This is a genomic window from Nitrosomonas sp., assembly GCF_019752095.1.
Classification (GTDB): Bacteria; Pseudomonadota; Gammaproteobacteria; order Burkholderiales; family Nitrosomonadaceae; genus Nitrosomonas.
Genome location: NZ_JAIEMO010000035.1, coordinates 20,145 through 45,078 on the forward strand (window position 1 = coordinate 20,145; position 24,934 = coordinate 45,078).

Below are 24,934 nucleotides of genomic sequence, written 5' to 3' on the forward strand. Positions count from 1 at the left end.
GCTGGATAAATACAAACAACTTAAATATAAGCTGTCGTGAATCCAATCATTATCAAAACCGATTTAATCACGCCTTTAACACAGATAAAATCTGTTTCACCGATAGCGCCTGTAACAGCAATTCTTGATTCACAAAATTCTTCTAGTAAATTTGAGCAAGGACAAAAATATCAAGCATTTGTAGAAGCACGTTTATCTAATGGAAGTTCCAGTGTTTTGGTTAACGATAAACTACTCCAGATAGACCTACCAGCAAAGTTTCAACCCGGCAATAAACTAGAATTAGTTTTCATTTCTCACCAACCAAATCTAAAATTCCTTATCCTCGACAGGGCAACGATAGAATCAAAGGAAAATCTCGCTTCAATAAGCACCACTGGACGATTTATCGATCTCCTAATGCATGATACTTCAAAACATGCCTCAACAAATACCGCTCAATCACTAACAAGCTCTTCTCCTATTCTGAATGGAACTCTAACAAATAGCACTGAATTACCCGGTTTATTGCAAAAAACAATTACCCAAAGTGGGTTATTCTATGAATCACATCAGGCTCAATGGATTAATGGAGAAAATACACTGGAGAATTTACAACAAGAACCACAGGGTAAGTTAATGTTAGCAGTGCCTGAGTTATCTGTGACTAAGACAGCGATTTTAGCTTCGCCAAGTCCTGAAATGCCAGTGCATGTTCAGACTATGCCATTAGTACAACAACAACTCAATACACTGGAAACCGGACATCTATTCTGGCGAGGTGAAGTTTGGCATGGCCAATCGATGGAATGGGATATTCATGAACAATCTGAAGATGCAAACAAGGCCAATGAATCCGGTCATGCAGCACAGTGGCGTACGCAACTTCATTTATCGTTGCCCCAACTGGGAGATATTACCGCCAACATCTTATTTAATTCTCAAGGAATTAATATTAAAGTGAAAACATCACAAGTTGATACGTCTAGTTTATTAAAAGACAATCGATCATTACTCACGACAGATATGCAATCCGCAGGATTAACCATTCAAGCGGTAGAAGTTCAGCACAATGACAATGAATGAATCCTACCCCACCGCTGTAGCACTTGCGTATCGAGAGGGACAAATCGCGCCCAAAGTAATTGCTAAAGGTCGGGGTCTCATTGCTCAGGAAATTATAAGGCGTGCCAAAGAAGCGGGGATTTATGTTCATGAATCAAGTGAATTGGTCGCATTATTAATGCAGGTTAATCTCGATGATCGCATTCCGCCACAGCTTTATGTCGCAATCGCCGAATTACTTGCATGGCTCTATCGCTTGGAACAAACAAAAACGCCTTTGACTGCTAACAGTCTTGGCAGCAAGATCACACAACAAACTTTGGAAGGACATTGACAATGCTCACACCCAATGAAGATACTGAAACATACGAAGTATTAGAGCCTACTATGCTAACTCCTGAAGAAAAAAGTGAAAAATTCCGCATTAACTCGGAAATTGATATTCTTTTTATACTTCGCGGAATCATGCAAGCAGATTCACTGATTACACTTTATCCTGACTATGAAAGCGATTTTATACTAACATCGATTCTATCCATAAACTCTGACAAGAAAGAAATGGTGATAGATTATGGCATTAATGACAAACATTGCCAGAAAGCACTCAATTCTAAAGAATTAGTATTTGTTACCACACAAAATAGAGTAAAAATAGAATTTGTCTGTGATCAAATCAAGAAAATACAATTTAATAATAAAGATGCATTTTTAGTCAATATCCCAGAAATGCTTCTACGTATACAAAGAAGAAACCATTTCCGCATTACTACTCCTATTGTAAAGCCACTTAAATGTGTTATTCCAATACCCGGAAAAAGTTCAACAGCTGCCAAAGCGGAAGTAGCGATCCTTGATATAAGTTGTGGCGGTACTGCTGTCATCGATCAGCACCCAATTATCAATTTTGACCCAGGCATAATTTATAGCAATTGCCAAATCATGCTCCCAGAGATTGGGACTATTAATGTCACTATCCAGGTAAAAAACACCTACGAAATCACTTTACGTAACGGTCAAAATTGTATGCGCGCCGGATGTCAGTTTATTAATCTAGCAGCAAGTATGGAGGCTATGATACAGCGCTATATTATTAAACAAGAACAAATTAGAAAAATGAAATAAATTAAGATTCCTTGCGAGAAGGAACAGCTACAATTCAGTTCGACCTGCCTCTTCCAAAGGCCTGTTCAATAATATGCTCTTCTGTTCAAGTATCGCGAGCCACGGTTACAAAGCATCCGTTGCACTTGTATCACCATTTTTCACAGGAAAACCCCACAATTATTGTATGTTGGTCTAATGGAGCACGCCATATCCTTTTTTCCTCTAGCAATATTCCTCGAATTGAAACAAGACAAGCTTAAACAACAAAACAGCCAATGAGACAAATAGCGTGAAATCGAAACAATCTATCACTTAGCCATGCGCCACCCAATATAGTCAGAGTCTTTCGAGAAATCATCCCAAATGAATAACGGATCAGGCGCTGGATAGGTTGGGAGCCAAAAAGTGGCAAGATCCAATACACCATTTCCAGTGCGACTGGCAGTATGAAAATACCCCATAACAATCCTTCTGCAGTCCCAATGGCAACATTCTTGTCTCTCTGTCCCCACAAAATAATATTTTTTGGTAATTCCATCCATCCGGTAGCTACATTAGCTACACCGCTTATAATCTTCGTGCCTGCCCTGCTAAAATAAACTTTGTTAGTAATTTCTTCCACTGCCTGAACCTGCGACGAGAAAACAAAACACAGCAACATTAAAATAACTAATTTTCTGATTATTCTCATTTTTATATCTCCTAAAAGCTTTAAATAATAACGGTTATCAATTCATTGAAATATTCAGTGCATAATATCGAATATAGTATGATTGAGACTAAGTTAATTAACTTGGAGAAATTCGAAAAATGTCTAATATGCTAGAAATTGTTTTATATTCTGCAATTGCATTAGTCGCAGGGTTATTTGTTGCACAGTTTATCAATGAGAAATTTCGTAAATGACAAAACTGCTCATGTAGCGTAATGCCCCTGAATTCCGACCGATACCTTTTCAAGGGCATCGGTCTGAAGCTGCTTGCTGAATCTGCTACAAATTCCAATTGAACATCTTATCTTTACACATCTTTAATCCTTGTCACATTCAATTACCCGATTACTGAAAAACGTTAATTGCCACGAAATCTCAAATGAGTCAATCTGAGATGCGCTCGGAATCGATAAATCCTGGCACGCACAACTAGGTAAAACAATTTCTAAAATAAAGAAAATCTAACAAAACTTATACGAATACATCGATATATCGATCTATAACTACTCAAAAGGATCTGAAAATGACAAAACTAATATTGATAATCACACTGATACTTTCATTGCTTCTATATGGATATTATGTAGTAACCGACAATGAAGTAGTATTGGCACCCATACTGCTTGGCCTCCTTGTTTCATTTACTTGTGCAATGCTATTGCTAGCAAAGAAATAACTGTAAACATCCAGTCTTGATGAAATATATGCAAACCAGAACTCAATCACTTATAGAATCATTCGCCAATGTTACCATCGGCTATTTTGTAGCTTTATCCGCGCAAATGATCGTGTTTCCGCTCTATGAAATAGAAGTCAGCCTAAGCCAAAATATTCAAATTGGATTGATCTTTACAGCTGTTTCGATAGCACGCAGCTATCTCTTGAGACGATTTTTTAATCATTACCATCACCAACCCGCAGGATAGGATAGTCACCCGCTAATTAGTCTCAGAATTGTGTTTTACATGTTCAGCACGCAAAGCTTTTTTATCAATCTTTCCAACGCTGGTTTTAGCAATAAAGTCAATCCGTTTGAATTGCGTCAGCAACGCATGCTTCGAAATCAATCCGCGCGCGGCACATAAGCGCACATAATCTTGCGCAACTGATTCACTGAACAAGGCTGTATCTACAACCAGTAAAGCCAATGGACGCTCTCCCCAACGTTTATCCGGCGTGCCGATTACGGCAACCTCCTTTACGCCTGCAACCGACACAAGCGCATTTTCCACCTCCAATGAAGACACCCACTCACCTGCAATTTTAATAACGTCTTTCATACGATCGGTAATGCGCAAATATCCATCCGAATCGATTACGCCTATATCCTGCGTGTGCAGATAATCACCTCGCCAGAGCGCTGCACTCGCTTCAGGATTATCGTGATATCCCTGCGTCAACCAAGGTGCCCGCGCAACCACTTCACCACTGCTTTGCCCATCGTGTGCTAGCGGCTGCATCGCATCATCAACAATTTGCAAATCCACTAGCGGTATGGCCCGTCCAGCACTGCATAACACTGTCAACGATTCTTCCGTCACGGTATCCTCTGCACTGCTGCAGTTGCCGCTCATCTGCGCCAGCGTAAGGATCGGTGCTGTTTCGGACAAACCGTAACCAGAGAAGCAATCAACCCCCATTTCCAGCGCTTGTCTGGCCAACGCCTGAGGCAGTGCTGATCCACCCACCACAACCTTCCATCCACGCAAATCGGTTGCTGATGCTTGTGCTGCCGTCAACACCATTTTCAATAATGTGGGCACGCAATGCGAACAGGTAACTCGCTCCTCACGGATTAATTTCAGCAGCATTTCGGGAACATAGCGCCCCGGATACACCTGTTTCACACCAAGCAAGGTTGCAATATAAGGAATACCCCAGGCATGCACATGAAACATCGGCGTCAATGGCATATAAACATCATCCGCATGAAATCGTTGATGTACCGCCGGCGCGGCTAACGCCATGCCGGCCGCAAGAGTATGTAATACCAATTGCCGGTGCGTGAAATAAACTCCCTTGGGCACACCGGTAGTGCCGGTGGTATAGAACGTCGTCGCCCGCGTATTTTCATCAAAATCTTCAAAATCAAAATTACTTGACTGATCTGCCAGCCAAGTTTCATATTCACCGTCAACATGCACGGTAGCCGGCAAAACCACCGCCTCATCCATCATCAGAATAATCTTGTGTATTCCTGACAGTTCCGCGCGTATACCTTCGATAATCGGAACGAAATCCACATGCAGCAGCAATACTGATGCACCGGAATGATTCAAAGTATAAGCAATCTGCGTCGGTGTCAGGCGCGTATTCATCGTCATTAGGATTGCGCCATACATCGGAATTGCAAAATAACATTCAAGATACCGATGGCTATCGTGATCCATGACTGCAATCACATCCCCCTGCAGAATATTATCAGCCGCCAACGCCGCACCAAATTGCTGAATTCGTGCGTACACTTGACGGTAACTCAAACGCAAATAATCACGATAAACAATTTCTTGCTCAGGCGCATTCGCTAAAGGCGTATGCCAAAGCTGTTTCAGTAGTAATGGATACAATATTTTTTTCCTTTATCTGAATAAACAGTCCGAACAAATAAGTGCTCAAGCAGAAATTTTCTGTCCAAATGATTGCCTAAGAATCATACAACTGACTGACATCAGCAGCAATTAGATTAGTCTCTTAATTTCAGATTTTGATTCAGTAATAAATTGTAAAAGATATTCTTATTGAAACTTTGCAACTCAAACTATAGCTTGCAAGAAATCTACGATTTATGACAAAAGATTCTATTTGTTGAGTCGTTATATAACATTGAATTTTAAGCATAACCGAACCAGATCTAGATACGTCACATGAGGAGAGTTATGAAATCATTTCTACTACTATTACCGTATTTTCTTTTGAGTGGCTGCGCTGGATTACCGCCTGCAATCGGAAATGCGCCAGCAATAAACGTTTCCTATAATCAACTCAGCCATGACATCAATAACTACAAGGATGAACCTGTACGCTGGGGAGGTGTGATTATTAACGTGGAAAATGAAAAGAATGCAAGTCTGATGCAAGTTCTATATTACCCTCTCGATTTCGGTGGCCGCCCGCAGCCGCACAAAGCAGGCGAAGGTCGCTTTGTGGTCAAAACCACTGAGTTCCTCGATCCGGAAGTCTATGCCAAAGATAAGGAAATTACCGTTGTCGGGGTAATTGCTGGTGATATTGAACAGACTGTCGGGAAAAGAATTATTCAAGTACCGCTGCTATCTGCAACGGCAATTCACCTTTGGCCAATCAATCCCTCTTACTATATTAACCGTGGTTATGGTTATCCCTATTTTGGCTATCCAGCCTATCCGGGCTACAATCCTTTCTTCGGAGGAGGATTTTATGGGCCTTATTACCGCTGGTAAGCCGCAATATTATTTGCCATAACTGAGAAATTTCCTGTGCAGTATAAATATTCGCTTTGCTAAAAAAAATTTAGCGCACTGGTCTCTTTTTTCTCAAGGATAAACCCATTTTCCAAAAGGCTCTCATAAAAATGCAGTTGGTTCTTTCCGTTTTGTTTTGCATGATAAAGCGCTTGATCTGCACGTCCGATGATTTCGGAAGCCAAATAGTTCAATTCGTTAATCAAGGTCGCGCCCATACTGATTGTCACACTATCGATTTGCGGAAAGCGATATTCTTGAATCTTATTACGAAAACGTTCCAATACTTTATAGGCCTCTTCCTTATCGGAAACACGGAAAATCACTACAAATTCCTCTCCACCAAAGCGAAACAATAAATCTCTTGCGCGAAAATTTTGCTTCATCACATAGGATAACAGCAGCAAAACCTCATCTCCCATGATATGACCAAACTGGTCATTAATCGACTTAAAATCATCAATATCAATGATGGCAAGGCAGAATTTTCCTGTTTCCACCTTTAGCCTTCTCCGGTTTAATTCACTACCATCATGATCCTGATTAATATCTGAGCTTAATGTAAGTGCATTTATTTTCTTGATATTCGCTTCAAATGTTTGACGGTTCAATAAACCGGTTAGCTTGTCTTTTTGACTTTCATCCAACAAACTACAAAAATTATGCGTAATACTCAGCAAGCTGGAAATGATCAGCATTTCTCCTTCAGTCAATGAATGAGAGAGTTCAAAAGTCAACATCCCCTCAACTTTATTGAGGGACAGTATGGGGTAAACAACCAGATACCGGTCTTCTTGGTAATGAATATATGGTTTCTTCGTTGTCTCTATCCACAATTGAGCAGATTTGATTTCCTCAGGGATCATGATTTCGGACGTATAAATTTCCTGTGACTCTGAGAATTGTCTTTTATCATCATCTTGAATCAAATTAGCTGAATAAGTCGACAACCAGCACGTGGTATTGAACTGATCAAGCTTATACATTGAAATCTGATGAATACTTAAAAGTTCAGCCAATGTTTTCAATAAGCTGAATTCGAACAACTCAACATCTCGAATGGTAGTCAAAGATACTAATTTATTCAGCAGAGAAGGCGGTGCAGCGTCTTTTTTATTAAGCATGCGTAAGATTTGGATGACAAGGCAATATCATAATTATATCCATATTACTTAGATGGGTAAAACCTCAAAATTAATAAAAAGAGCTTAAAATCGCTCTTAAACAAAAACTATCAGGCTCATTCAGAAATTTGCAATTGAAATTTCTGCAGTTTGAAGACACCCGCAAAACTCCAGAAGGATTAGTAGTAGAATACCATCAGACCTGCATATCTGGGCTCATTAGCAAAAAACTTTACAATCAGTTAAGCAGAAAGAAATTGATGAAAGGAAAAAAACCATGCATGTAACCATCGTTTATACTTCAGTCAAACCGGAAAAAGTAGAGGCATTCAAGAAAGCTTGTCGACTCAATCACGAAAATTCCATTCTTGAACCAGGTAATGTACGTTTTGATATTCTGCAGTCTGCGGATGATCCAACAAAGTTTGTATTTTACGAAGCCTATAAAACTCAACAGGATGCGCTCGCCCATAAGGAGACTACACATTACCTGTCATGGCGGGATACCGTCGCGGATTGGATGGCAGAGCCACGTCAGGGCGTTCCCTATCAAGGCTTGTATCCGGTCGTAAACAGCTAATGTTTAATTTCTCCATCGCTCGGCTGCCGCGTATCGAATTTGGCGCGGGTGTTATCAAAAAATTGCCGGATATTATTGCGAGTTATGGTTCGCGCATCTTACTTGTAACAGGGGCAAGCTCGTTCACTAACACCAACCACTGGGAAACTCTGATCAATCAACTCCAACAACACGCAATCAGCTGGCAGCACTGCGTGGTTGCTAAAGAACCATCCCCCACGCTGATCGATGATCTGATCAAAACATATGCTAATCAATCACTTGACGTCGTTGTTGGCATCGGCGGCGGCAGTGCTTTGGATGCCGCAAAAGCCGTTGCCGGACTAATAAAAATTCAACGCTCGGTCATGGATTACCTGGAAGGCGCCGGCCCGGAATTACCGTACCAAGGCCCAGCCATCCCATTCATTGCCATACCCACCACTGCCGGAACCGGCAGTGAAGCCACCAAAAATGCTGTGCTGAGCGTGCAAGGCGAAAACGGTTTTAAAAAATCATTCCGGCATGACAAACTGGTCGCTGAATATGCCATTATCGATCCTGATTTACTCGCCAGTTGCCGGCCCGAAGTAATCGCCGCAAATGGCATGGATGCGTTAACGCAACTGCTGGAATCGTATGTATCGATCAAATCCAATGCTTTCACCGATGCTTTGGCGATCAATGGCCTGCAAGCCGCCCGGGATGGATTGATTCCACTCTATCGTCAGAAGGGAGAACTGCAAGAACATCGCGAGAAAATGGCCTATGCCGCGTTGCTCTCTGGCATCACGCTGGCGCAAGTAGGCCTCGGTGCAGTCCATGGCCTAGCTTCCCCCCTAGGCGCTTTTTATCCAATCCCGCACGGCGTCGTCTGCGGCACCCTAGTCGCATCCGCCACGCGAATCAATATTCAAAGTATGCTGGCACGCGAACCCAGCAACAAGGCCCTGGCAAAGTACCTGCATGTCGCCGAAATTCTCTGCCAGAAACGCTTCATCGATCCTCAAGCTGCGTATAACGCATTAATCGATTTGCTGGCGCAATGGACCAACGAACTTGCCTTGGCGCGGCTATCGCATTACGGTTTACAAGAAACTGCATTAGATAAAGTCATCGCTAATTGCCGCGGCAGCAGCATGAAGACCAATCCGATTGTGTTGAAAGATGAAGAAATCAGGGAGATATTGCTGGAACGATTGTAATAAAGCACCTCGCCGCAAGTGGCGGGGAATATAACCCGAAGAGATTTAAGCTATCCCAATCTCGCCGACTCAAACCCCAATAGATTTCAGCTCAGCTTTGATACACAAAAGAACGACGGAGAATAGACATGACCTCAAACCATCAAAAAAACGCAGAACTATATCGCATTGTAATGAAAGATCACATCTGCCCTTATGGTCTCAAATCAAAGGATTTGTTGGAGCGCGAGGGCTTTAACGTTGAAGACCACCACCTTGAGACACGCGAAGAAACAGATGCCTTCCAGGAAAAACACCATGTCGAAACGACGCCTCAAACCTGGATTGATGGTAAACGTATTGGCGGATACGAAGCTCTACGTGTATATTTCGGCGCAAAAATCAAAGGTGGCGATGACACTAGCTATAAACCGGTCATCGCCATATTCGCTGTCTCCTTTCTGATGGCGCTGGCCGTGAGTTGGGAAACTTACGGGACTGTATTTACCGTTCGCGCCTTTGAATGGTTTATTTCTGTGGCTATGTGCTTACTTGCAGTACAAAAGCTGCAAGATATAGAAAGCTTTTCGACCATGTTCCTAAATTATGATCTGCTGGCCAGAAAGTGGGTGCTCTACGGCTACCTCTATCCGTTTGGAGAAGCGCTGGCGGGTATCCTGATGATCTCGGGTGCGCTCGTTTGGCTATCTTCGCCTATCGCGCTCTTTATCGGCACCGTGGGCGCAATTTCGGTGCTTAAGGCTGTGTACATCGACAAGCGCGAATTGAAATGCGCCTGCGTCGGCGGCAGTAGCAAGGTGCCATTAGGCTTCGTATCCTTGACCGAAAATTTGATGATGATGGCAATGGGGATTTGGATGTGGATCAAATGAACGCACACCTTTGACCCTGCGGGTAATTCTATTAAAAGCTAGTATTAGTCAGTGTAAGCATCTGATCGTAGACTGCAAACAAGATTTGGCTTGTAATGCCGTCGCAGACGCTTTTCAATCTTCGTAACATAATTGTTGAATTTGGCGATTGTTACGAACAATTGTAGATTACTCGCGATGTAGATTACTCGCGATGTAGATTACTCGCGAAAGAGTCAATACAGTATCATATTACAAGAGATTACGGAGATAACATATGACAAAGAAAACAGAAACACTCAAGGCATGTGCCGTAGGGATAAACCATGTGGCACTAGAGGTTGGAAACATTGATGAAGCGTTGGAATTTTATAATGGTTTCTTGAATTTTGAAATTCACGATAAAAGTGATACACAAGCCTTTATTTATTTCGGCGATCAATTTATTAATTTCACCCGGTACAGCGATAGAAAGCCTGATGAAAAAAGGCACTTTGGAATTGCTGTTGATGATAAAGAATTGGCGCGACGATCACTGGAAGAAATGGGTGTTAAGCTTTTAAGTGGTTCTTTTCTTGATTTTCTTGACCCATGGGGAAATCGAGTAGAAATTACTACCTATATTAATATTCAATACACAAAGGCAGACCATATTCTGCGCGGTATGGGACTGAGTCATCTCAGAAAAACCGAGCAAGCGTTGGCCGAGCTGCGTGCAAAAGGTATGGCACCAGAAAATGAAATTGACTGAAAGCTTTTATGAATTAATTAATAGCTACACTTTCAGCGTGTAACCAACTACCGTCTGGTTGATTTTCACCTCACGGCCTTGGGACGCAGGCTAAAAAACTAATATCTACGTTGGCATCCGCGACAGTTCAAAAAAATTGATAACCTATCAAGAAGAAAAAATCTCTCCCAAAAAATTTGTGATCGAACGATATGCGCGATTTGCCGCCACTTCCTTATAGACCGTGCCAAAGCCGGGATTATTGGCTTTCGGGTTGGTGAAGGCGTGCATCGTGCCGCCATACACATGCACCTGCCAATCCGCTTGGGCTTGGGTCATTTCGGTTTCAAACGCGAGCACTTGCTCCGGCGGCACCATCGGATCATCGTGGCCGTGCAGACAGAGCACCTTTGCAGTAATGTTTGCATTGGCGACATTACCGGGCGCGAAAATGCCGTGGACGCTGATCACGCCTTGCACATCTGCACCTGAGCGCGCCAGTTCCAGCACGCACATGCCACCAAAACAATAACCCATCGCGGCAATTCTTGAAGTATCGACTTGCGGCAGTTGCTGCACGGCTTGCAGTGCAGCAGTAATTCTGCGCCGCAGCAGGGCGCGATCCTGGGCAAACGGTGCCATCAACGCGCCGTTCTTTTCTACGTCGCCATCGGCACCGAATATACCTTTGCCGTACATATCCAACGCAAAACCCACATAGCCCATGTCAGCGATTCTTTCCGCTCCTTTACACGCCATTTCGCGCCGCCCGCTCCAGTCATGCGCAACTAATACAACGGGTTGCGGCTTATCGGTTTCGTGGTAGGCCAGATACCCTTCCAGACTTGTATTTCCATCTTGATAATCGATCATTTTTGTAATCATATTGTCACCTTTACTTGAAAGCAGTGATAATCTCACTATGTCGTGTTAATGTATATCCGTGAAAATTGACCTAGAGGACTCGATCATGACTCATACATTCAAATCATTATTAACCGGTATTTCCGCGCTCGTTCTGTGCGCAGCGTCTACCCATATATTAGCGCAGGATTTTCCCTCACAAAAAGTTTTACCATTGGAATTATCAACCCAGGCGGCGATGGCGGCAATCAAAAAATGTCACTACGATGGATTCAAGGTCAGCGTGGCCATTGTGGATCAATCTGGTTTGCTCAAGGTGCAATTGAAGGCCGATGGTGCTGGGCCGCATACGCTCGATAGCAGTCGCCGCAAGGCCTATACTGCCAATAGCTTGCGCGATTCGACGCATAAATTTGCCGTCCTGGTGACGCAAAAACCGGAATTGCAAAGCTTGTCGCGGATGAACGAAAACATTCTGTTATTGGGCGGCGGTTTTCCGATCAAAATCGGCGGTGAGGTAGTGGGCGGCATCGGTGTCGGCGGCGCGCCAGGAATTGAATATGATGAAGTCTGCGCCAGCGCGGCACTGAAAGTTTTGAAAGCGGACGATACGTTTGAGAAGCAGTAATTATTCTTCCCGCATCAGGGCAGCATATGCGATGAACATTTCTTCCAGAAACAGGCGCGGATTGAGCGGATGACGTGACAGTTGTTGTTTGGTGTTGAGTTCCCGCGTGAAAGTCACGCACTCTAGCAAATTGATCCGCTCGCTTAACGCTTGAATGGCCTGCAATTGGTTCAAATAGTAGCGGATCTTTCCCGTGGTGCGATAACTGACTAGGTCATAGCACCATTTTTGCAGCCAATCGACGACAGCAGGCAGATTCATTTGCTGCAACGTTCCCGCCAACGACAATGGATCCAGTTGTTTGGGACTGGCAATGTGCTGGATGAATTGTTCATACTGCGCCGCGTATTCGCCTTTATCCAGCAACAATGCGGATAAGGGGGAATAACTTGCGCCCGCGAGTCGGCCTTCGGGATCATCGACCGCCTGCTGTTTCAACCATGCGACAGCGGTTTTGATATCTGGAATTGGCATCGCAATCTGCTGACAACGACTGCGTATGGTCGGCAGCAAATGTTGCGCTTGATGCGTAATCAAGAGAAACAAGACATTTTCTGGCGGCTCTTCAAGTTTTTTCAGCAATGCATTGGCTGAGGCGTTATTCATCGCTTCCGCCGGATAGATCAGAATAATCTTGTAACCGCTTTGATGACCCGTCAGATAGACAAAATCGGATAGTTTGCGGATTTGCTCAATGCTGATTTGCTGGCTGACGCTTTTTTTGCTTGCCACGCTACCGGATTTTTCTTCACCCGCCTCTTTCTCGCTGCCCTCCCTCGAAATCAGAGCGAGAGCTTCCGGCATTACTGGATAAAAATTAGGATGACTGTTTTGCTCAAACCAACCACAACTCAAACATTCCCCACAAGCTTTGTGATCAGACATTGGTACGTTACAGAGCAATGATTTTGCCAGTTGGCGCGCAAAATCATATTTGCCGATACCTGGCTTACCCTTGAGTAACAACGCATTCCCCCAGAATTGTCGACTGTGCGTCAATTTCTGCCAAATGTCCTGTTGCCAGCTATAAATATCACCCATAATTCAACAGAGGCTGCAACGTCTGTTCAACCGCAGCCTTGACTCCCGCTAAAGATTGGCTGCTGTCGATGATTTTGATACGGTCAGGAAACTGCTTTGCTCTATCCAGATACGCTATGCGCACGCGCTGAAAAAAGTCAGCTTGTTCTTGCTCAAAACGATCCCTATTCTTGATTTGACTAATGCGCTCTTGCCCCACTTCCACCGGTACGTCGAAAAAAAGCGTCAAGTCGGGTTGCAATCCGCCTTGCACCCACTGCTCCAAAATAGCCAGTTTATCGCTATCCAATCCCCTGCCACCGCTCTGATAAGCAAAGCTGGCATCGGTAAAACGATCCGATATCACCCATTGATCTTGCGCAAGCGCGGGCAGAATCACCTTATCCAAATGCTCACGCCGCGCAGCGAACATCAGCAACGCTTCGGTTTCCGCATGCATGGTCATAGTCTTGTCCAGCAACAACGCGCGTAGCTGTTCACCCAAAGCCGTCCCGCCCGGCTCTCGCGTCATTACGACTGGCCTTCCCACGCGTTGCAATAGCTCGACAATCCACGCCAGCTGGGTCGATTTACCCGCGCCGTCTATGCCTTCCAGCGTAATGAATTTGCCTTGCTTCATGCGATTCCGGTTTTCAAGTTTTGATAAGGTAAGCTACCATGCACGATCATATAATTGTCAACCCATTTTATCATGCACATTGATACCGCCGGTTTGCTGGATACTGCTCGATTCATCGCATCCCCTAACTGTGACGACCGTTCGGGGGATACGAAAATCAGCTTATTGGTGATCCACAACATCAGTCTCCCGCCCAACCAATTTGGCGGCAATGGCGTGATTGAATTGTTTACCAACCAACTCGACCCGCAAGCACATCCTTACTATCAATCATTACAGGGATCGAAAGTATCGGCGCATTTTTTCATCCGCCGTGATGGTGCAATCATTCAATTTGTCCCCTGTATTAAACGTGCCTGGCATGCGGGTGTATCCTGTTGGCAAGGAAAGGAGCGATGCAACGACTTTTCGTTAGGCATAGAACTCGAAGGCAGTGACACCATACCGTTTACTGAGAACCAATATTCGTTATTGACTGCACTGACGCAGTGCCTATGCAATCAATATCCCATCCAGCATATTGCCGGACATTCCGATATTGCACCCGGACGCAAAACCGATCCGGGGCCTTGTTTCAATTGGAACAAATATGCGTTAGAGCTAGGCGACAAGAAAGTTTTCACTGCAGCCCAGCATTTATTATGATGCGGAAAGCACATTGCATCATGTACATTTTCCTGGATTAGCTGCGTATCACCCGATAGTCTGCAGTTAATCGACATTCACCTCCCGGCACGACTTCCACCACATCATTCGCGGCATTCGTGGTTTCAACGCACAACAAGCGCTGATAATCGTCGTCTTCCAGATCGGCCATTTCCTTGGAAATTTTTTCCCAGGGATTCCAGACCACTGCGGTTTTACTGCCTTGCGAAGTAATCTGAATACGTCGATTGAGCGCACTATCGGCGATTGTTAAAGTATTTCCCACATCCAAATAGATGCGATCGACTTCGGATTCGATGGTCACAGCACCCGATTGTTGCTTTTGTGCATTGCCGCCGCCCGCCTTGTCGATATATTCACACCTCTCCAAACCAAGCACTTTCGTCCGTGCAATATCACCCACTTTAAAATAAGTATGAAACGCTTGCGTAATGGAGAATTTTTCTTTGCCGGTATTACGCGTGATCAGAGACAGATTCAAGCTTTCGCCAATTATAATTTCTTGCTGCAAACTGAACGATTGCGGCCAGATCTCTCGCGTGTCCGGTGTATCCATTAAGCCTAGCGTGACTTTGACATCACCATTTGCCATGGCCTCGGTTGCAACGACATTCCACGCACGATTACGCACAAAACCATGTCCCGGTCGGCCCTTGCCTTCCGGATCGGCACCAAACCACGGCCAGCAAATCGGCGCACCGCCTTTGATTGCTTTGCCGTCCTGATAATACGCTTTTTCACTCAGAAACATGACATCTTCCGGTTCACCGGCTGCCTGATACGACAAAACTTGTCCGGCATGAATCGAAACCAGTGCTTTGGCTTTGGCGCTATTCACCTTAATCATCGGCAATCTGCCTTTACCAGCTATAAATTCAAGTTTCCCTGTCAGTTTGTATTTAGCGTTGAGTTGCTCAATAGTCATGATTTTCCTTATTCAATTGTTGGTTACTCAGTTTATTTATGCTTTGATGGGTATTATCCGGCTGGCCGCAAGTTTAGCACGGCTGCGAGCTTCGTCCGTATTAGCGCCATTCGCCAGCGCAACGCCCATGCGTCGGCGCTTGAATGATTCGGGTTTGCCGAACAAGCGTAAATCGCTGTGCGGGACGCTGAGCGCTTCAACCACACCGGAGAATGCAATACCTTGCGCTTCCAGTTGGCCATAAATCACTGCGCTGGCACCTGGTGCCAGCAAAGTAGCATCCACTGGCAATCCCAAAATGGCACGCGCATGTAAATCAAACTCACTTTGTTTCTGGCTGCACATGGTTACCATACCGGTATCATGCGGACGTGGACTAACTTCACTGAACCAGACATCATCACCCTTGATAAACAGTTCCACACCGAAAACACCCAAGCCACCCAGATCATCAGTGATTCTTTTAGCAATATCACGTGCGCACTCCAAGGCCATGGGTGACATTCCCTGTGGTTGCCAGCTTTCGACATAATCACCATGCACCTGCACATGACCAATCGCTTCACAGAAATGCGTTTTAACATTACCATCAACATCCAGTGCGCGTACCGTCAGTTGCGTAATTTCGTAATCAAAATGGATCACTCCTTCGACAATTACCCGCCCCTGATTCACCCGGCTACCGCTCGCAGCGTAATTCCATGCTGTTTCAATTTCATCTGCATTCTCAATGCGCGATTGTCCTTTACCCGAAGAGGACATCACCGGCTTTACGATGCAGGGATAACCAATCTTGGCATTAATTGCTACGCACAGTTCATCCAAACTATCGGCAAACGCATACGATGAAGTTGGCAAACCCAGTTTTTCTGCTGCCAGACAACGAATTCCCTCACGATTCATCGTAAGTTTAGCGGCACGCGCAGTAGGAATCACGGTAGCCATTCCCGCTTGCTCGATTTCTATCAGCATATCGGTTGCAATAGCTTCAATTTCCGGCACAATGATATCGGGGCGTTCTTGCTCAATCAGTGCGCGTAACGCCTGACCATCCACCATATTAATCACATGCGAACGATGCGCCACCTGATGCCCAGGCGCATCGGCATAGCGGTCTACTGCAATTGTTTCCACCCCCAATCGCTGCAACGCGATAATGACTTCTTTACCCAGCTCGCCACTGCCTAGCAGCATGACTTTGGTCGCTGATGCACTCAGCGGCGTGCCAATAGCGGATCGTTTATTCATCATATTTTCCCTCGGTTGCTGTTCTTTTCAAATTCTGTTGTTGTAACGCCCATTGCACGTGCTCACGCACCAAAACTGAAGCATCGTCGAGCCGCGCTTGCAGCGCTTGGACAATTTCCGCCGAATACGGCGCATTTCCCAAACCGACCGCGATATTGCGTAACCACTGCGCATGACCGATACGGCGAATCGCACTGCCGGCCAATTTAGCTTCAAATGTCTGTTGATCCCAGCTGAACAACTCGATCAACGATATATCATCCAATCCATTGCGCACATGAAAGTCATTCTCGTTTGTAATTTGGGCAAATTTATTCCACGGGCATACCAACTGGCAATCATCGCAGCCATAAATACGATTGCCAATCAGCGGGCGTAACAGTTCGGGAATGCTGTCTTTTAATTCTATGGTCAGGTAGGAAATGCAGCGCCGCGCATCAACCTCATATGGCGCAACGATGGCTTGTGTCGGACAAATATCGATACATCGAGTGCAACTGCCGCAATAATGTCCCGTTTCCTCGTCGACAGGTAACGGCAGGTCGATATACATTTCACCGAGGAAAAACATCGAACCCGCTTGGCGCGACAACAATAAAGTATGCTTCCCGCGCCAACCCAGACCGGCTTTCTGCGCCCACGCCACTTCCATAACCGGCGCGCTATCGGAAAAAACCCGGTAATTGAACGGCCCAGCTTCCGTTGTCATTTTATCCGCCAATTTTTGTAACCGGGAGCGCAGAACCTTATGATAGTCTCGTCCCAGTGCATAGCGCGAAATAAATGCTCGTTCTCCCGAGTAAATTACATCCCAGCTATTTTTGACTGCAGGCGGCGCATAATTGATGCACACAGAAATAATTCGCAGTGTATCCGGTTCAAGTTCGGCAGGGCGGGAACGCTTGGTGCCATGTTTCGCCATATAATCCATTTCACCGTGATATCCTTTATCCAGCCATGCGAACAAACCGGACTCGACCGCAGTGATATCCGCTTTGGCATCGGCGATACGGACGTCATGAAAGCCTAACTCCCTGCCCCATGTTTTAATGGCAGCGGCCAAGGCTGCATAATCAGATATATTATTTGTTGGAGTATTCTCTTGCATAGCATTCATTCGACAGATGCTGATTCAGCACAAAACCTTACGCACTATCTTGCCGATGAGGAAGCAACTCTAAAATTCGGTGAAAGATTAGCAACTTGCTTGCATTTTGGTTTGACAATTCATCTGCTTGGCAATCTAGGCGCCGGTAAAACCACATTAACTCGGGGTATTTTACACGGCCTTGGATACTCGCATGTCGTCAAAAGTCCTACATATAATTTAGTTGAAATCTACAAAATCTCTGGGTTATACTTGTATCACTTTGATTTTTATCGATTCAATGATTATTCTGAATGGGAAGAAGCTGGTTTCCGCGATTATTTTAATTCAGATTCGATTTGTTTGGTGGAATGGCCTGAAAAAGCAGGGGATTTATTGCCAAGAGCTGATCTGCAGTGCTTTCTTAACATGCGTGATCCGGGCAGAAATATTGAAATCCGGAGCGGTACAGAGACAGGAAAACAATGCCTGAGACGTTGGAATACAGAAAAAAACACCTGATTGCATATTTGAGCGACTGCAGCAATGCTACCGTGAAACATGGTGTTCTGACGTCTTTGATATTAATCTTTTTTTATTGCTGGATGTTGTCGAGCCAATCCGTTCTGGCTGCGAATGCCACCGTGCAATCCGTTCGCGTTGGATTGACCCCTGACTACACACGTATCACGCTTGAATCCGATCTGCCACTTGACTATGAACTAAGTATGCTGGACAACCCGCACCGCGTGGTTATTGATCTAAACAATACCAAGCTTAATCCAGTACTGCATACCTTGCCTCAGCAGGTGGATGCCATCGACCCATTTGTGCAAAATATTCGTATCGGTCAGTTTACACCGCACGTCATCCGGCTAGTATTCGATTTAAAAGCGCATGTCGTTCCGCGCACATTTGTTGTACCACCCAAAGAAAATTTTGCTTATCGATTGATATTGGATATTTATCATCCGCACAAAGCAGCCAAGGTGGATTTTAACAATCGCGCCCATCCTGCTGCCAGCGCTGATCTTGAAACAGATGTTCTGGATAAATTGGTTTCCTCCCTGATACATGGCAATAACAAACGAAAACCCAACCCAACTCAATTGATTCCTCCATCACCACCTAGACTCCAACTTCAACAAGCAAACCAGGCCAAACAACCCGGCAGTTTTCAAGCAGCACAAAGCCGAAAACCCCATTCGACGCCACCCAAAAGTATGGTGCCTCGGATTATCATTGTAGCGATTGATCCTGGTCACGGCGGCAAGGATCCTGGAGCGGTCGGGAAACAGGGCACCTATGAAAAAGATATCACATTGGCAATTGCCAGAAAACTTAAGGGAAAAATTGATAAAGAGCCCAATATGCGGGCTGTTTTAACACGTGATGGCGATCATTACATTTCGCTTCCGCAACGACGAATAATTGCACGACGCGCTAATGCCGACTTGTTCGTGTCAATACACGCAGACGCTAATCCAAAATCACATGCCCATGGCTCTTCGGTATTCACTTTATCTGAACATGGCGCCACTTCGACTACGGCCAGCTGGCTCGCCGACAAGGAAAACAGCGTCGACGGCGATTTGATGGGAGGAATTGACATCACGTCAAAATCAAAAGATATCAAAGAATTGTTACTGGACTTGTCACTCAATGCCGCCATCAATGACAGCGTTAAATTGGCTGAGTATGTTCTTAAACAACTAAGCAACATCAATCACTTACACAAAAGAAATGTAGAGCAGGCTGGTTTTGCAGTACTTAAATCACCGGATATTCCTTCAATTTTGGTGGAAACCGCTTTCCTCAGCAATCCCAAAGAAGAAGTAAAATTGCGCAGTGGAGATTATCAAAGCAAGATGGCAGACGCGATGTTTTTAGGAATAAAGAATTATTTTTCAGATAATCCGGCATTAGCTCGCGCTACGATAGCGCAAACAAAATAAATCTGCTGAATGTTTGTCGGAAGCATGACAAATCTGATTAAACCGCTTTGGATTGTTATAAGCATATACAATAAAACCTTTTTTCAAGTAGATCGCAATAAGCACGACCCAACTAAGATGCAAAAATCTGCTTGTATTAGATAACCGGATCGGTTTTAAACCTACTTGGTAATTCCATGAATAAAACCAAGTCCAAATTAATATCTGTTCATCACTCTCGAAAACCATGAGTCATTTGTATCAACTCTGCACTAAAGAGGGTTTGCCTCACATTATCCTGACAGGTAACTATACCTTGGCCGCATTGGAATCCTTGTTAACATCCTTAGAAGACGAGCTATCCCGTGCGGCTGAAAATCAAAATCTTTGTTGGGACTTAACGGGCATTGAACAAATCGATACTGCTGGAACTGTCATGCTCTGGCGTGTATGGAAGACAAAACGCCCAGAGCATCTGCAACTACGTCCCGAACATGAAAAGATGTTTGAACGCTTAGAACGGCTGCCCACTCTCCAATTAGAAACTAAGCACCGGGATTTACTATCGCCAGTCACTGCCTTAGGAGAACTAGCGCTAGTTTTATGGCAACATTTCGTAGGTTTGATTGCATTGATTGGTCAATTAATGCTTGATGTGATTTACTTAATCCGGCATCCTGTCTATATTCCTTGGCGTGAAATCTCTGCAAATTTATACAGGACTGGCGCACAGGCGCTGGGTATCACTGCATTGGTGGGATTTCTGATTGGGATCGTATTAAGCTATCTTTCATCCAAACAATTGCAATTATTTGGTGCCGACATCTTTATAGTTAACATATTGGGAATTAGCATCATCCGCGAACTGGGGCCAATGCTGGCAGCAATACTGGTAGCAGGTCGCTCAGGTTCAGCAATGACTGCGCAACTGGGCGTTATGCGTGTAACTCAGGAACTGGATGCTTTGACTGTCATGGGCATCTCTCATAGTCAACGATTGATATTGCCCAAAGTGCTGGGTCTTGGCATTGCTATGCCACTCCTAGTCCTGTGGACCAGTGCAGTGGCATTATTAGGCGGCATGGTCGCAGCCGAAATACAACTAGGCTTACACTATCATTATTTCATTACTGCACTGCCGGATTCTGTGCCAATAGGGAATTTGTGGCTGGGATTAGGAAAAGGGATTGTAAGTGGAATGGTGATAGCATTGATTGCATGTCATTTTGGCCTAAGAATCAAACCCAACACTGAAAGTTTGGGTGAAGGCACTACCGCTTCTGTGGTGACTGCCATCACCGTGGTCATCATTATAGATGCAATTTTTGCAATACTATTCTCTGACGTGGGAATTGGTTAGACTAATGAACAAGCCGGAATGTATTATTGAAATCAAATCACTAAACACTCGTTACGGCAATCATATTGTCCATCGCGATGTCAATTTAAATGTGTATCGCGGCGAGGTTCTGACATTGATCGGTGGCTCAGGCAGTGGAAAAACGACATTACTACGTCATATGCTGGGGCTTGAGCAGCCTTCCCATGGGACAGTGAAAATTTTTGGCAGTTCTCGGAACGATGCCAATTTCAATCTGCAAAAAAAAAATATACGGGGTCATTCCGGCGTACTTTTTCAGCAAGGAGCATTATTTAGCGCATTAACTGTGTTCGATAATGTTGCGCTGCCCTTACGTGAATTGCATACGCTCAGTGAAGACATAATTCGTGATTTAGTATTGATCAAACTCAATATGGTGGCAATAAAACTAGAGCATGCTGATAAGATGCCAGCGGCCTTGTCCGGGGGAATGATCAAGCGCGTCGCCTTAGCTCGTGCTCTGGCATTAGACCCAGAAGTTTTATTTCTCGATGAACCTACTGCCGGGCTGGATCCAGAGCTAAGTCAAAGTTTCATAGAATTGATTCTTGCTTTACGCGGTGAAATGAATCTCACTATTGTCATGGTTACCCATGACCTTGATACACTTGTAGCATTATCTGATCGCATTGCTGTTCTTGCTGATCAACAAGTGATCGTAACGGGTACCTTGGATGAAATTGATCGCTTTCAACACCCATTTATTACCAGCTTTTTTAAAAGCATACGACATAAAATTGAACAAAAAAATCACTCGGAGCAAACATGGAAAACCGTGCCCATGCCCTCATAGCCGGCATTTTTGTTATTTTATTGAGTATTTCTGTAGCTTTAGTCGCTATGTGGTTCAGCGGCAACAATACTAAGCGCACAGATTATCTCGTGGTTACCAAGGAATCGGTGAGCGGGCTTAATCCTCAATCTGCCGTACACTATCGCGGCGTTAATATTGGCAAAGTGGAAAAGATTCAATTTGATCTTGATAATCCACACCAAATACTTATCCAAATTGCAGTTAACGAGAATGTTACCCTGAGAAAAAGTGTTTATGCGCAATTAGGCTATCAAGGGGTCACCGGACTCGCTTATATTCAGCTAAATGATGATGGTGTTGATAATGAGATACTTAGCGATGAAAGGATTCCAATGCGTCGATCATTGTTGGATGAGGTCACAGGCTCTGGACAGGATCTACTCAGCAACGTCAATCAGTTAGTCTTAAAGATGCACCAATTGCTGAACGAACAAAATCAAAATCATGTTTCACAAATTTTGCAGAATATCGGCAAAGCAACTAATAATTTTGATAATATTGCTGGGCACTTACAACCAGTGTTAAGTGCTTTTACTGAATTAACCGTAGAATCAGGTACCTTGGTCAAGCGTCTGGATCAACTTCTGGGCGAGCTCAATCTTACGGTATCCAAAGCGAATCAAAAAGAAGGTATCTTTGATAGTTTGTCGCAAAGTACCCAAGAACTCGCCACTACAATTCCTGAGTTGCGACAATTAAGTCATAGCATAATACGTAATTCCAATAACTTAGACAAAGTACTTCACCAATTAGAAGAAAATCCGCAGAGCTTAATATTTGGTCGAACTCCCTCATCGCCTGGTCCGGGCGAGACAGGTTTTGTTCCACCCACAGGAAATAAACCATGAAGCAAATGCCATTGTTGATCCTTTTTATTCTCTTTCTAACGGGTTGCTCTGTATTGCACAAACCTCAATCTGCCATATCGACTTACGCATTGGGTATGCCGCATTTATCACTGACCGAGCAAGTACCCAAGCAATTGCAACTACACCGAAGAAGCCTGCTAATTACTGATGCAACAGCGCCCGCTTGGCTGGATAATACCGCGATCCATTACCGGTTGCTCTATCATAATCCTGCGCAGTCTTATGCCTATGCCAGTAGCCGCTGGATCGCGGCACCTGCAACGCTGCTTACTCAACAAATACGCAACCGTATCGTGACCAGCACGCCTGAGCAAGTCTTGAAAGACAGTGGTACAGCCAAAGCTGATTATGCGCTACAAATTGAATTGGACGAATTTACCCAGCTATTTGATGCAACAGATTCTAGTCATGTCGTTGTTAGCCTTCGTGTTAGCTTAATTGAACGTAATTCCCGCAAGCTATTCGCTCAAAAAGATTTCAGCACTATCGAAAGCACTCCTTCTGCTGATGCCGCAGGCGCAGTATTCGCGCTTAACTCTGCGAGCAAAAAATTAATAAATGAATTAGTGAACTGGCTGATTGTAGAACTGCCCCCCGCTTAACCTTGTTATGATTGCCAAAATTAATTAAAAGTTTGATTAATTTGTCCTTCGCTTATGATAGTATCCGGTAAATTATCATTTAGGATTTTTCCATGCGTTTAATCTGTGCCGTGATTCTGTTAGTTTATTCTTTAAGTGCATGTGGACTCAAAGGTCCGCTTTATCTTCCAAAAACTAATGAAGCTAGTCGCTTGACTCCAGTTGAAATTGAAAGATAATGAGCGGTTTTCCAGAATTTGATTACCATGACGATGAGCTCTTTGTCGAATCAGTACCTTTAAAACAGATTGCCGAGAAATTTGGAACACCGTGTTATGTTTATTCGCAATCAGCGTTAACTAAAGCTTATCAGGAATTCGATGCTGCATTCGCAAATCGTGATCATTTAATTTGTTTTGCAGTAAAAGCCAATTCAAATATTGCCATACTTAATCTGTTCTCCCAACTTGGCAGCGGTTTCGATATCGTGTCCGGCGGAGAATTGCAACGTGTCATTAAAGCAGGCGGAGATCCAGGGAAAACGGTCTTTTCTGGCGTTGGAAAAAATATGCATGAAATGCGTATGGCGCTAGACGTCAATATCTTATGTTTCAACGTAGAATCTGAGGCTGAATTAATTTCATTAAATCAAATCGCCAAAGAAATGAACAAGATAGCACCGGTTAGTTTGCGTATAAATCCGGATGTCGATGCTAAAACACATCCATATATTTCCACCGGCCTCAAAGAAAATAAATTTGGCATTCCGGCCAGCGAAGCTGAAAGGATCTATCAATCTGCGCGCTTATATCAAAATATTCGTTTTATCGGCTTAGATTACCACATTGGCTCGCAGTTGACAGAACTCGAGCCCTTCATCCAAGCCAGTAAAAAAATGCTCAACTTACTGGATACCCTACAGTCAAAAAATTTAGAAATTGAGCACCTAGATTTAGGTGGAGGATTAGGTATTCGCTATACCAATGAAATTTTGCCTTCGATTCGTGATTATGTCTCCACGCTTTGTACCAGCACGCACCAGGTAAAACAGCGCCTTTTAATTGAACCGGGCCGCTCTTTGGTAGGTAATGCAGGCATCCTTCTGACACGCATTGAGTATCTGAAGCATACGCCTACACGTAATTTTGCTATTGTTGATGCAGCAATGAACGATCTTATGCGTCCAGCATTGTATGATGCCTATCATGAAATTTTACCCGTTAACAAGAACTCTGGAGAAATCAAAGATTATCAGGTCGTTGGACCTGTATGTGAAACGGGTGATTTTTTGGGTCATGATCGTCAGATCGGTCTGATGAGTGGTGATTTTTTGGCTATCATGTCAGCCGGCGCGTATGGTATGAGCATGAGCTCGAATTACAATTCGCGGCCGCGCGTCGCTGAAATCATGGTAGATAAAAACACCACCCATATTATCCGGCAACGTGAAACAATTGATCAGCTATTTTCTAACGAGAAAATTCTATCTCACTGAGCAACATGAATCA

Annotated in this window: 28 protein-coding genes; 19 read left to right on the forward strand and 9 right to left on the reverse strand. The window is 44.2% G+C overall.

The genetic code is table 11. The features are described from left to right. Nucleotides 1-36 precede the first annotated feature (36 nt). From K2Q13_RS10675 to K2Q13_RS10685, 3 genes are read left to right on the forward strand one after another with little or no spacing between them, the layout of a single operon-like run. Nucleotides 37-1,065, forward strand: coding sequence for a flagellar hook-length control protein FliK (locus K2Q13_RS10675; protein ID WP_292921079.1), 1,029 nt, complete (start codon nucleotides 37-39; stop codon nucleotides 1,063-1,065). After that, nucleotides 1,052-1,378, forward strand: a complete 327-nt coding sequence (locus K2Q13_RS10680; RefSeq protein WP_292921080.1) for an EscU/YscU/HrcU family type III secretion system export apparatus switch protein — start codon at nucleotides 1,052-1,054, stop codon at nucleotides 1,376-1,378. The genes K2Q13_RS10675 and K2Q13_RS10680 overlap by 14 nt, the downstream gene beginning before the upstream one ends. Before the next feature lie 2 nt (nucleotides 1,379-1,380). Continuing rightward, entirely contained in the window at nucleotides 1,381-2,166 is a 786-nt protein-coding gene (locus K2Q13_RS10685) for a flagellar brake protein (protein WP_292921081.1), read from the forward strand. Between the two features lie 238 nt (nucleotides 2,167-2,404). Here the strand turns inward: K2Q13_RS10685 and K2Q13_RS10690 are convergent, their stop codons facing one another. Next, nucleotides 2,405-2,839 carry a hypothetical protein gene (locus K2Q13_RS10690; RefSeq protein ID WP_292921082.1) on the reverse strand — a complete coding sequence of 145 codons (435 nt, stop codon included), beginning with the start codon at nucleotides 2,837-2,839 and terminating at the stop codon, nucleotides 2,405-2,407. A 725-nt stretch (nucleotides 2,840-3,564) separates the two neighbouring features. Between K2Q13_RS10690 and K2Q13_RS10695 the strand changes: the two genes are divergently transcribed. Next, on the forward strand, nucleotides 3,565-3,786 hold the full coding sequence (locus K2Q13_RS10695; protein WP_292921083.1) for a hypothetical protein: 222 nt from the start codon (nucleotides 3,565-3,567) through the stop codon (nucleotides 3,784-3,786). Between the two features lie 12 nt (nucleotides 3,787-3,798). Here the strand turns inward: K2Q13_RS10695 and K2Q13_RS10700 are convergent, their stop codons facing one another. Further along, entirely contained in the window at nucleotides 3,799-5,427 is a 1,629-nt protein-coding gene (locus K2Q13_RS10700; RefSeq protein ID WP_292921084.1) for a long-chain-fatty-acid--CoA ligase, read from the reverse strand. Nucleotides 5,428-5,736: 309 nt separating this feature from the next. On the opposite strand from K2Q13_RS10700, the gene K2Q13_RS10705 reads away from it, so the two are divergent. Next, complete coding sequence (locus tag K2Q13_RS10705) at nucleotides 5,737-6,279, forward strand: Slp family lipoprotein (protein WP_292921085.1); 543 nt, start codon at nucleotides 5,737-5,739, stop codon at nucleotides 6,277-6,279. Between the two features lie 59 nt (nucleotides 6,280-6,338). Here the strand turns inward: K2Q13_RS10705 and K2Q13_RS10710 are convergent, their stop codons facing one another. After that, nucleotides 6,339-7,424, reverse strand: coding sequence for a GGDEF domain-containing protein (locus K2Q13_RS10710; RefSeq protein ID WP_292921086.1), 1,086 nt, complete (start codon nucleotides 7,422-7,424; stop codon nucleotides 6,339-6,341). 277 nt (nucleotides 7,425-7,701) lie between these two features. Here K2Q13_RS10710 and K2Q13_RS10715 point away from each other — a divergent pair, with 277 nt between their 5' ends. The 4 genes from K2Q13_RS10715 to K2Q13_RS10730 all read left to right on the forward strand — a co-directional run bounded on the left by K2Q13_RS10715 (nucleotide 7,702) and on the right by K2Q13_RS10730 (nucleotide 10,790). Beyond that, nucleotides 7,702-8,004 (forward strand): antibiotic biosynthesis monooxygenase, encoded by a 303-nt coding sequence (locus K2Q13_RS10715; RefSeq protein ID WP_292921087.1) that lies wholly within the window; start codon nucleotides 7,702-7,704, stop codon nucleotides 8,002-8,004. Next, nucleotides 8,004-9,188, forward strand: a complete 1,185-nt coding sequence (locus K2Q13_RS10720) for an iron-containing alcohol dehydrogenase (RefSeq protein WP_292921089.1) — start codon at nucleotides 8,004-8,006, stop codon at nucleotides 9,186-9,188. The genes K2Q13_RS10715 and K2Q13_RS10720 overlap by 1 nt, the downstream gene beginning before the upstream one ends. Before the next feature lie 128 nt (nucleotides 9,189-9,316). Beyond that, a complete protein-coding gene (locus K2Q13_RS10725) occupies nucleotides 9,317-10,060 on the forward strand; it encodes a glutaredoxin (protein ID WP_292921090.1) in 744 nt (247 codons plus the stop codon). Nucleotides 10,061-10,316: 256 nt separating this feature from the next. Next, complete coding sequence (locus K2Q13_RS10730; protein ID WP_292921091.1) at nucleotides 10,317-10,790, forward strand: VOC family protein; 474 nt, start codon at nucleotides 10,317-10,319, stop codon at nucleotides 10,788-10,790. Between the two features lie 147 nt (nucleotides 10,791-10,937). Here K2Q13_RS10730 and K2Q13_RS10735 read toward each other — a convergent pair whose 3' ends face one another. Continuing rightward, nucleotides 10,938-11,690, reverse strand: coding sequence for a dienelactone hydrolase family protein (locus tag K2Q13_RS10735; protein ID WP_292921092.1), 753 nt, complete (start codon nucleotides 11,688-11,690; stop codon nucleotides 10,938-10,940). Between the two features lie 49 nt (nucleotides 11,691-11,739). On the opposite strand from K2Q13_RS10735, the gene K2Q13_RS10740 reads away from it, so the two are divergent. Then, complete coding sequence (locus K2Q13_RS10740) at nucleotides 11,740-12,261, forward strand: heme-binding protein (protein ID WP_292921093.1); 522 nt, start codon at nucleotides 11,740-11,742, stop codon at nucleotides 12,259-12,261. On the opposite strand, the gene holB is transcribed toward K2Q13_RS10740, so the two are convergent. After that, nucleotides 12,262-13,302, reverse strand: a complete 1,041-nt coding sequence (gene holB / locus K2Q13_RS10745) for a DNA polymerase III subunit delta' (protein WP_292921094.1) — start codon at nucleotides 13,300-13,302, stop codon at nucleotides 12,262-12,264. After that, nucleotides 13,295-13,921 carry a dTMP kinase gene (gene tmk / locus K2Q13_RS10750; RefSeq protein ID WP_292921095.1) on the reverse strand — a complete coding sequence of 209 codons (627 nt, stop codon included), beginning with the start codon at nucleotides 13,919-13,921 and terminating at the stop codon, nucleotides 13,295-13,297. The genes holB and tmk overlap by 8 nt, the downstream gene beginning before the upstream one ends. A gap of 72 nt (nucleotides 13,922-13,993) precedes the next feature. Here tmk and ampD point away from each other — a divergent pair, with 72 nt between their 5' ends. After that, nucleotides 13,994-14,566, forward strand: coding sequence for a 1,6-anhydro-N-acetylmuramyl-L-alanine amidase AmpD (ampD, locus tag K2Q13_RS10755; protein ID WP_292921096.1), 573 nt, complete (start codon nucleotides 13,994-13,996; stop codon nucleotides 14,564-14,566). A 37-nt stretch (nucleotides 14,567-14,603) separates the two neighbouring features. Here the strand turns inward: ampD and K2Q13_RS10760 are convergent, their stop codons facing one another. From K2Q13_RS10760 to queG, 3 genes are read right to left on the reverse strand one after another with little or no spacing between them, the layout of a single operon-like run. Further along, complete coding sequence (locus K2Q13_RS10760; RefSeq protein ID WP_292921097.1) at nucleotides 14,604-15,512, reverse strand: D-hexose-6-phosphate mutarotase; 909 nt, start codon at nucleotides 15,510-15,512, stop codon at nucleotides 14,604-14,606. A gap of 36 nt (nucleotides 15,513-15,548) precedes the next feature. Further along, on the reverse strand, nucleotides 15,549-16,763 hold the full coding sequence (purT, locus tag K2Q13_RS10765; protein WP_292921099.1) for a formate-dependent phosphoribosylglycinamide formyltransferase: 1,215 nt from the start codon (nucleotides 16,761-16,763) through the stop codon (nucleotides 15,549-15,551). Further along, nucleotides 16,753-17,868, reverse strand: coding sequence for a tRNA epoxyqueuosine(34) reductase QueG (gene queG / locus K2Q13_RS10770; protein WP_292921146.1), 1,116 nt, complete (start codon nucleotides 17,866-17,868; stop codon nucleotides 16,753-16,755). Before queG ends, purT begins: the two co-directional genes overlap by 11 nt. Here queG and tsaE point away from each other — a divergent pair. From tsaE to lysA, 8 genes are all read left to right on the forward strand, one after another. Further along, on the forward strand, nucleotides 17,863-18,369 hold the full coding sequence (gene tsaE / locus K2Q13_RS10775) for a tRNA (adenosine(37)-N6)-threonylcarbamoyltransferase complex ATPase subunit type 1 TsaE (protein ID WP_292921100.1): 507 nt from the start codon (nucleotides 17,863-17,865) through the stop codon (nucleotides 18,367-18,369). The two genes, queG and tsaE, sit on opposite strands and share 6 nt — an antisense overlap. Beyond that, nucleotides 18,333-19,802 (forward strand): N-acetylmuramoyl-L-alanine amidase, encoded by a 1,470-nt coding sequence (locus K2Q13_RS10780; protein ID WP_292921102.1) that lies wholly within the window; start codon nucleotides 18,333-18,335, stop codon nucleotides 19,800-19,802. Before tsaE ends, K2Q13_RS10780 begins: the two co-directional genes overlap by 37 nt. A gap of 226 nt (nucleotides 19,803-20,028) precedes the next feature. Next, on the forward strand, nucleotides 20,029-21,141 hold the full coding sequence (locus K2Q13_RS10785; protein ID WP_292921103.1) for an ABC transporter permease: 1,113 nt from the start codon (nucleotides 20,029-20,031) through the stop codon (nucleotides 21,139-21,141). Between the two features lie 4 nt (nucleotides 21,142-21,145). Continuing rightward, a complete protein-coding gene (locus K2Q13_RS10790) occupies nucleotides 21,146-21,955 on the forward strand; it encodes an ATP-binding cassette domain-containing protein (protein ID WP_292921104.1) in 810 nt (269 codons plus the stop codon). Next, on the forward strand, nucleotides 21,928-22,824 hold the full coding sequence (locus tag K2Q13_RS10795) for an MlaD family protein (RefSeq protein WP_292921105.1): 897 nt from the start codon (nucleotides 21,928-21,930) through the stop codon (nucleotides 22,822-22,824). The genes K2Q13_RS10790 and K2Q13_RS10795 overlap by 28 nt, the downstream gene beginning before the upstream one ends. After that, complete coding sequence (locus tag K2Q13_RS10800; protein WP_292921106.1) at nucleotides 22,821-23,447, forward strand: ABC-type transport auxiliary lipoprotein family protein; 627 nt, start codon at nucleotides 22,821-22,823, stop codon at nucleotides 23,445-23,447. Before K2Q13_RS10795 ends, K2Q13_RS10800 begins: the two co-directional genes overlap by 4 nt. 92 nt (nucleotides 23,448-23,539) lie before the next feature. Continuing rightward, entirely contained in the window at nucleotides 23,540-23,665 is a 126-nt protein-coding gene (locus K2Q13_RS10805) for a lipoprotein (RefSeq protein WP_292921107.1), read from the forward strand. After that, entirely contained in the window at nucleotides 23,665-24,921 is a 1,257-nt protein-coding gene (gene lysA / locus K2Q13_RS10810) for a diaminopimelate decarboxylase (protein ID WP_292921108.1), read from the forward strand. Before K2Q13_RS10805 ends, lysA begins: the two co-directional genes overlap by 1 nt. Nucleotides 24,922-24,934: the final 13 nt, after the last annotated feature.

Bases quoted from the DNA above. Each gene is read 5' to 3' on its own strand.
- tmk (WP_292921095.1), bottom strand. From the start codon at position 13,921: ATGAAGCAAGGCAAATTCATTACGCTGGAAGGCATAGACGGCGCGGGT.
- ampD (WP_292921096.1), top strand. From the start codon at position 13,994: ATGCACATTGATACCGCCGGTTTGCTGGATACTGCTCGATTCATCGCA.
- purT (WP_292921099.1), bottom strand. From the start codon at position 16,763: ATGATGAATAAACGATCCGCTATTGGCACGCCGCTGAGTGCATCAGCG.
- K2Q13_RS10785 (WP_292921103.1), top strand. From the start codon at position 20,029: ATGAGTCATTTGTATCAACTCTGCACTAAAGAGGGTTTGCCTCACATT.
- K2Q13_RS10805 (WP_292921107.1), top strand. From the start codon at position 23,540: ATGCGTTTAATCTGTGCCGTGATTCTGTTAGTTTATTCTTTAAGTGCA.
- K2Q13_RS10715 (WP_292921087.1), top strand. From the start codon at position 7,702: ATGCATGTAACCATCGTTTATACTTCAGTCAAACCGGAAAAAGTAGAG.
- K2Q13_RS10680 (WP_292921080.1), top strand. From the start codon at position 1,052: ATGACAATGAATGAATCCTACCCCACCGCTGTAGCACTTGCGTATCGA.
- K2Q13_RS10685 (WP_292921081.1), top strand. From the start codon at position 1,381: ATGCTCACACCCAATGAAGATACTGAAACATACGAAGTATTAGAGCCT.
- K2Q13_RS10740 (WP_292921093.1), top strand. From the start codon at position 11,740: ATGACTCATACATTCAAATCATTATTAACCGGTATTTCCGCGCTCGTT.
- K2Q13_RS10725 (WP_292921090.1), top strand. From the start codon at position 9,317: ATGACCTCAAACCATCAAAAAAACGCAGAACTATATCGCATTGTAATG.
- K2Q13_RS10795 (WP_292921105.1), top strand. From the start codon at position 21,928: ATGGAAAACCGTGCCCATGCCCTCATAGCCGGCATTTTTGTTATTTTA.
- K2Q13_RS10720 (WP_292921089.1), top strand. From the start codon at position 8,004: ATGTTTAATTTCTCCATCGCTCGGCTGCCGCGTATCGAATTTGGCGCG.
- K2Q13_RS10730 (WP_292921091.1), top strand. From the start codon at position 10,317: ATGACAAAGAAAACAGAAACACTCAAGGCATGTGCCGTAGGGATAAAC.
- holB (WP_292921094.1), bottom strand. From the start codon at position 13,302: ATGGGTGATATTTATAGCTGGCAACAGGACATTTGGCAGAAATTGACG.
- K2Q13_RS10705 (WP_292921085.1), top strand. From the start codon at position 5,737: ATGAAATCATTTCTACTACTATTACCGTATTTTCTTTTGAGTGGCTGC.
- K2Q13_RS10695 (WP_292921083.1), top strand. From the start codon at position 3,565: ATGCAAACCAGAACTCAATCACTTATAGAATCATTCGCCAATGTTACC.
- K2Q13_RS10780 (WP_292921102.1), top strand. From the start codon at position 18,333: ATGCCTGAGACGTTGGAATACAGAAAAAAACACCTGATTGCATATTTG.
- lysA (WP_292921108.1), top strand. From the start codon at position 23,665: ATGAGCGGTTTTCCAGAATTTGATTACCATGACGATGAGCTCTTTGTC.
- K2Q13_RS10790 (WP_292921104.1), top strand. From the start codon at position 21,146: ATGAACAAGCCGGAATGTATTATTGAAATCAAATCACTAAACACTCGT.
- K2Q13_RS10710 (WP_292921086.1), bottom strand. From the start codon at position 7,424: ATGCTTAATAAAAAAGACGCTGCACCGCCTTCTCTGCTGAATAAATTA.
- K2Q13_RS10800 (WP_292921106.1), top strand. From the start codon at position 22,821: ATGAAGCAAATGCCATTGTTGATCCTTTTTATTCTCTTTCTAACGGGT.
- queG (WP_292921146.1), bottom strand. From the start codon at position 17,868: ATGCAAGAGAATACTCCAACAAATAATATATCTGATTATGCAGCCTTG.
- K2Q13_RS10690 (WP_292921082.1), bottom strand. From the start codon at position 2,839: ATGAGAATAATCAGAAAATTAGTTATTTTAATGTTGCTGTGTTTTGTT.
- K2Q13_RS10760 (WP_292921097.1), bottom strand. From the start codon at position 15,512: ATGACTATTGAGCAACTCAACGCTAAATACAAACTGACAGGGAAACTT.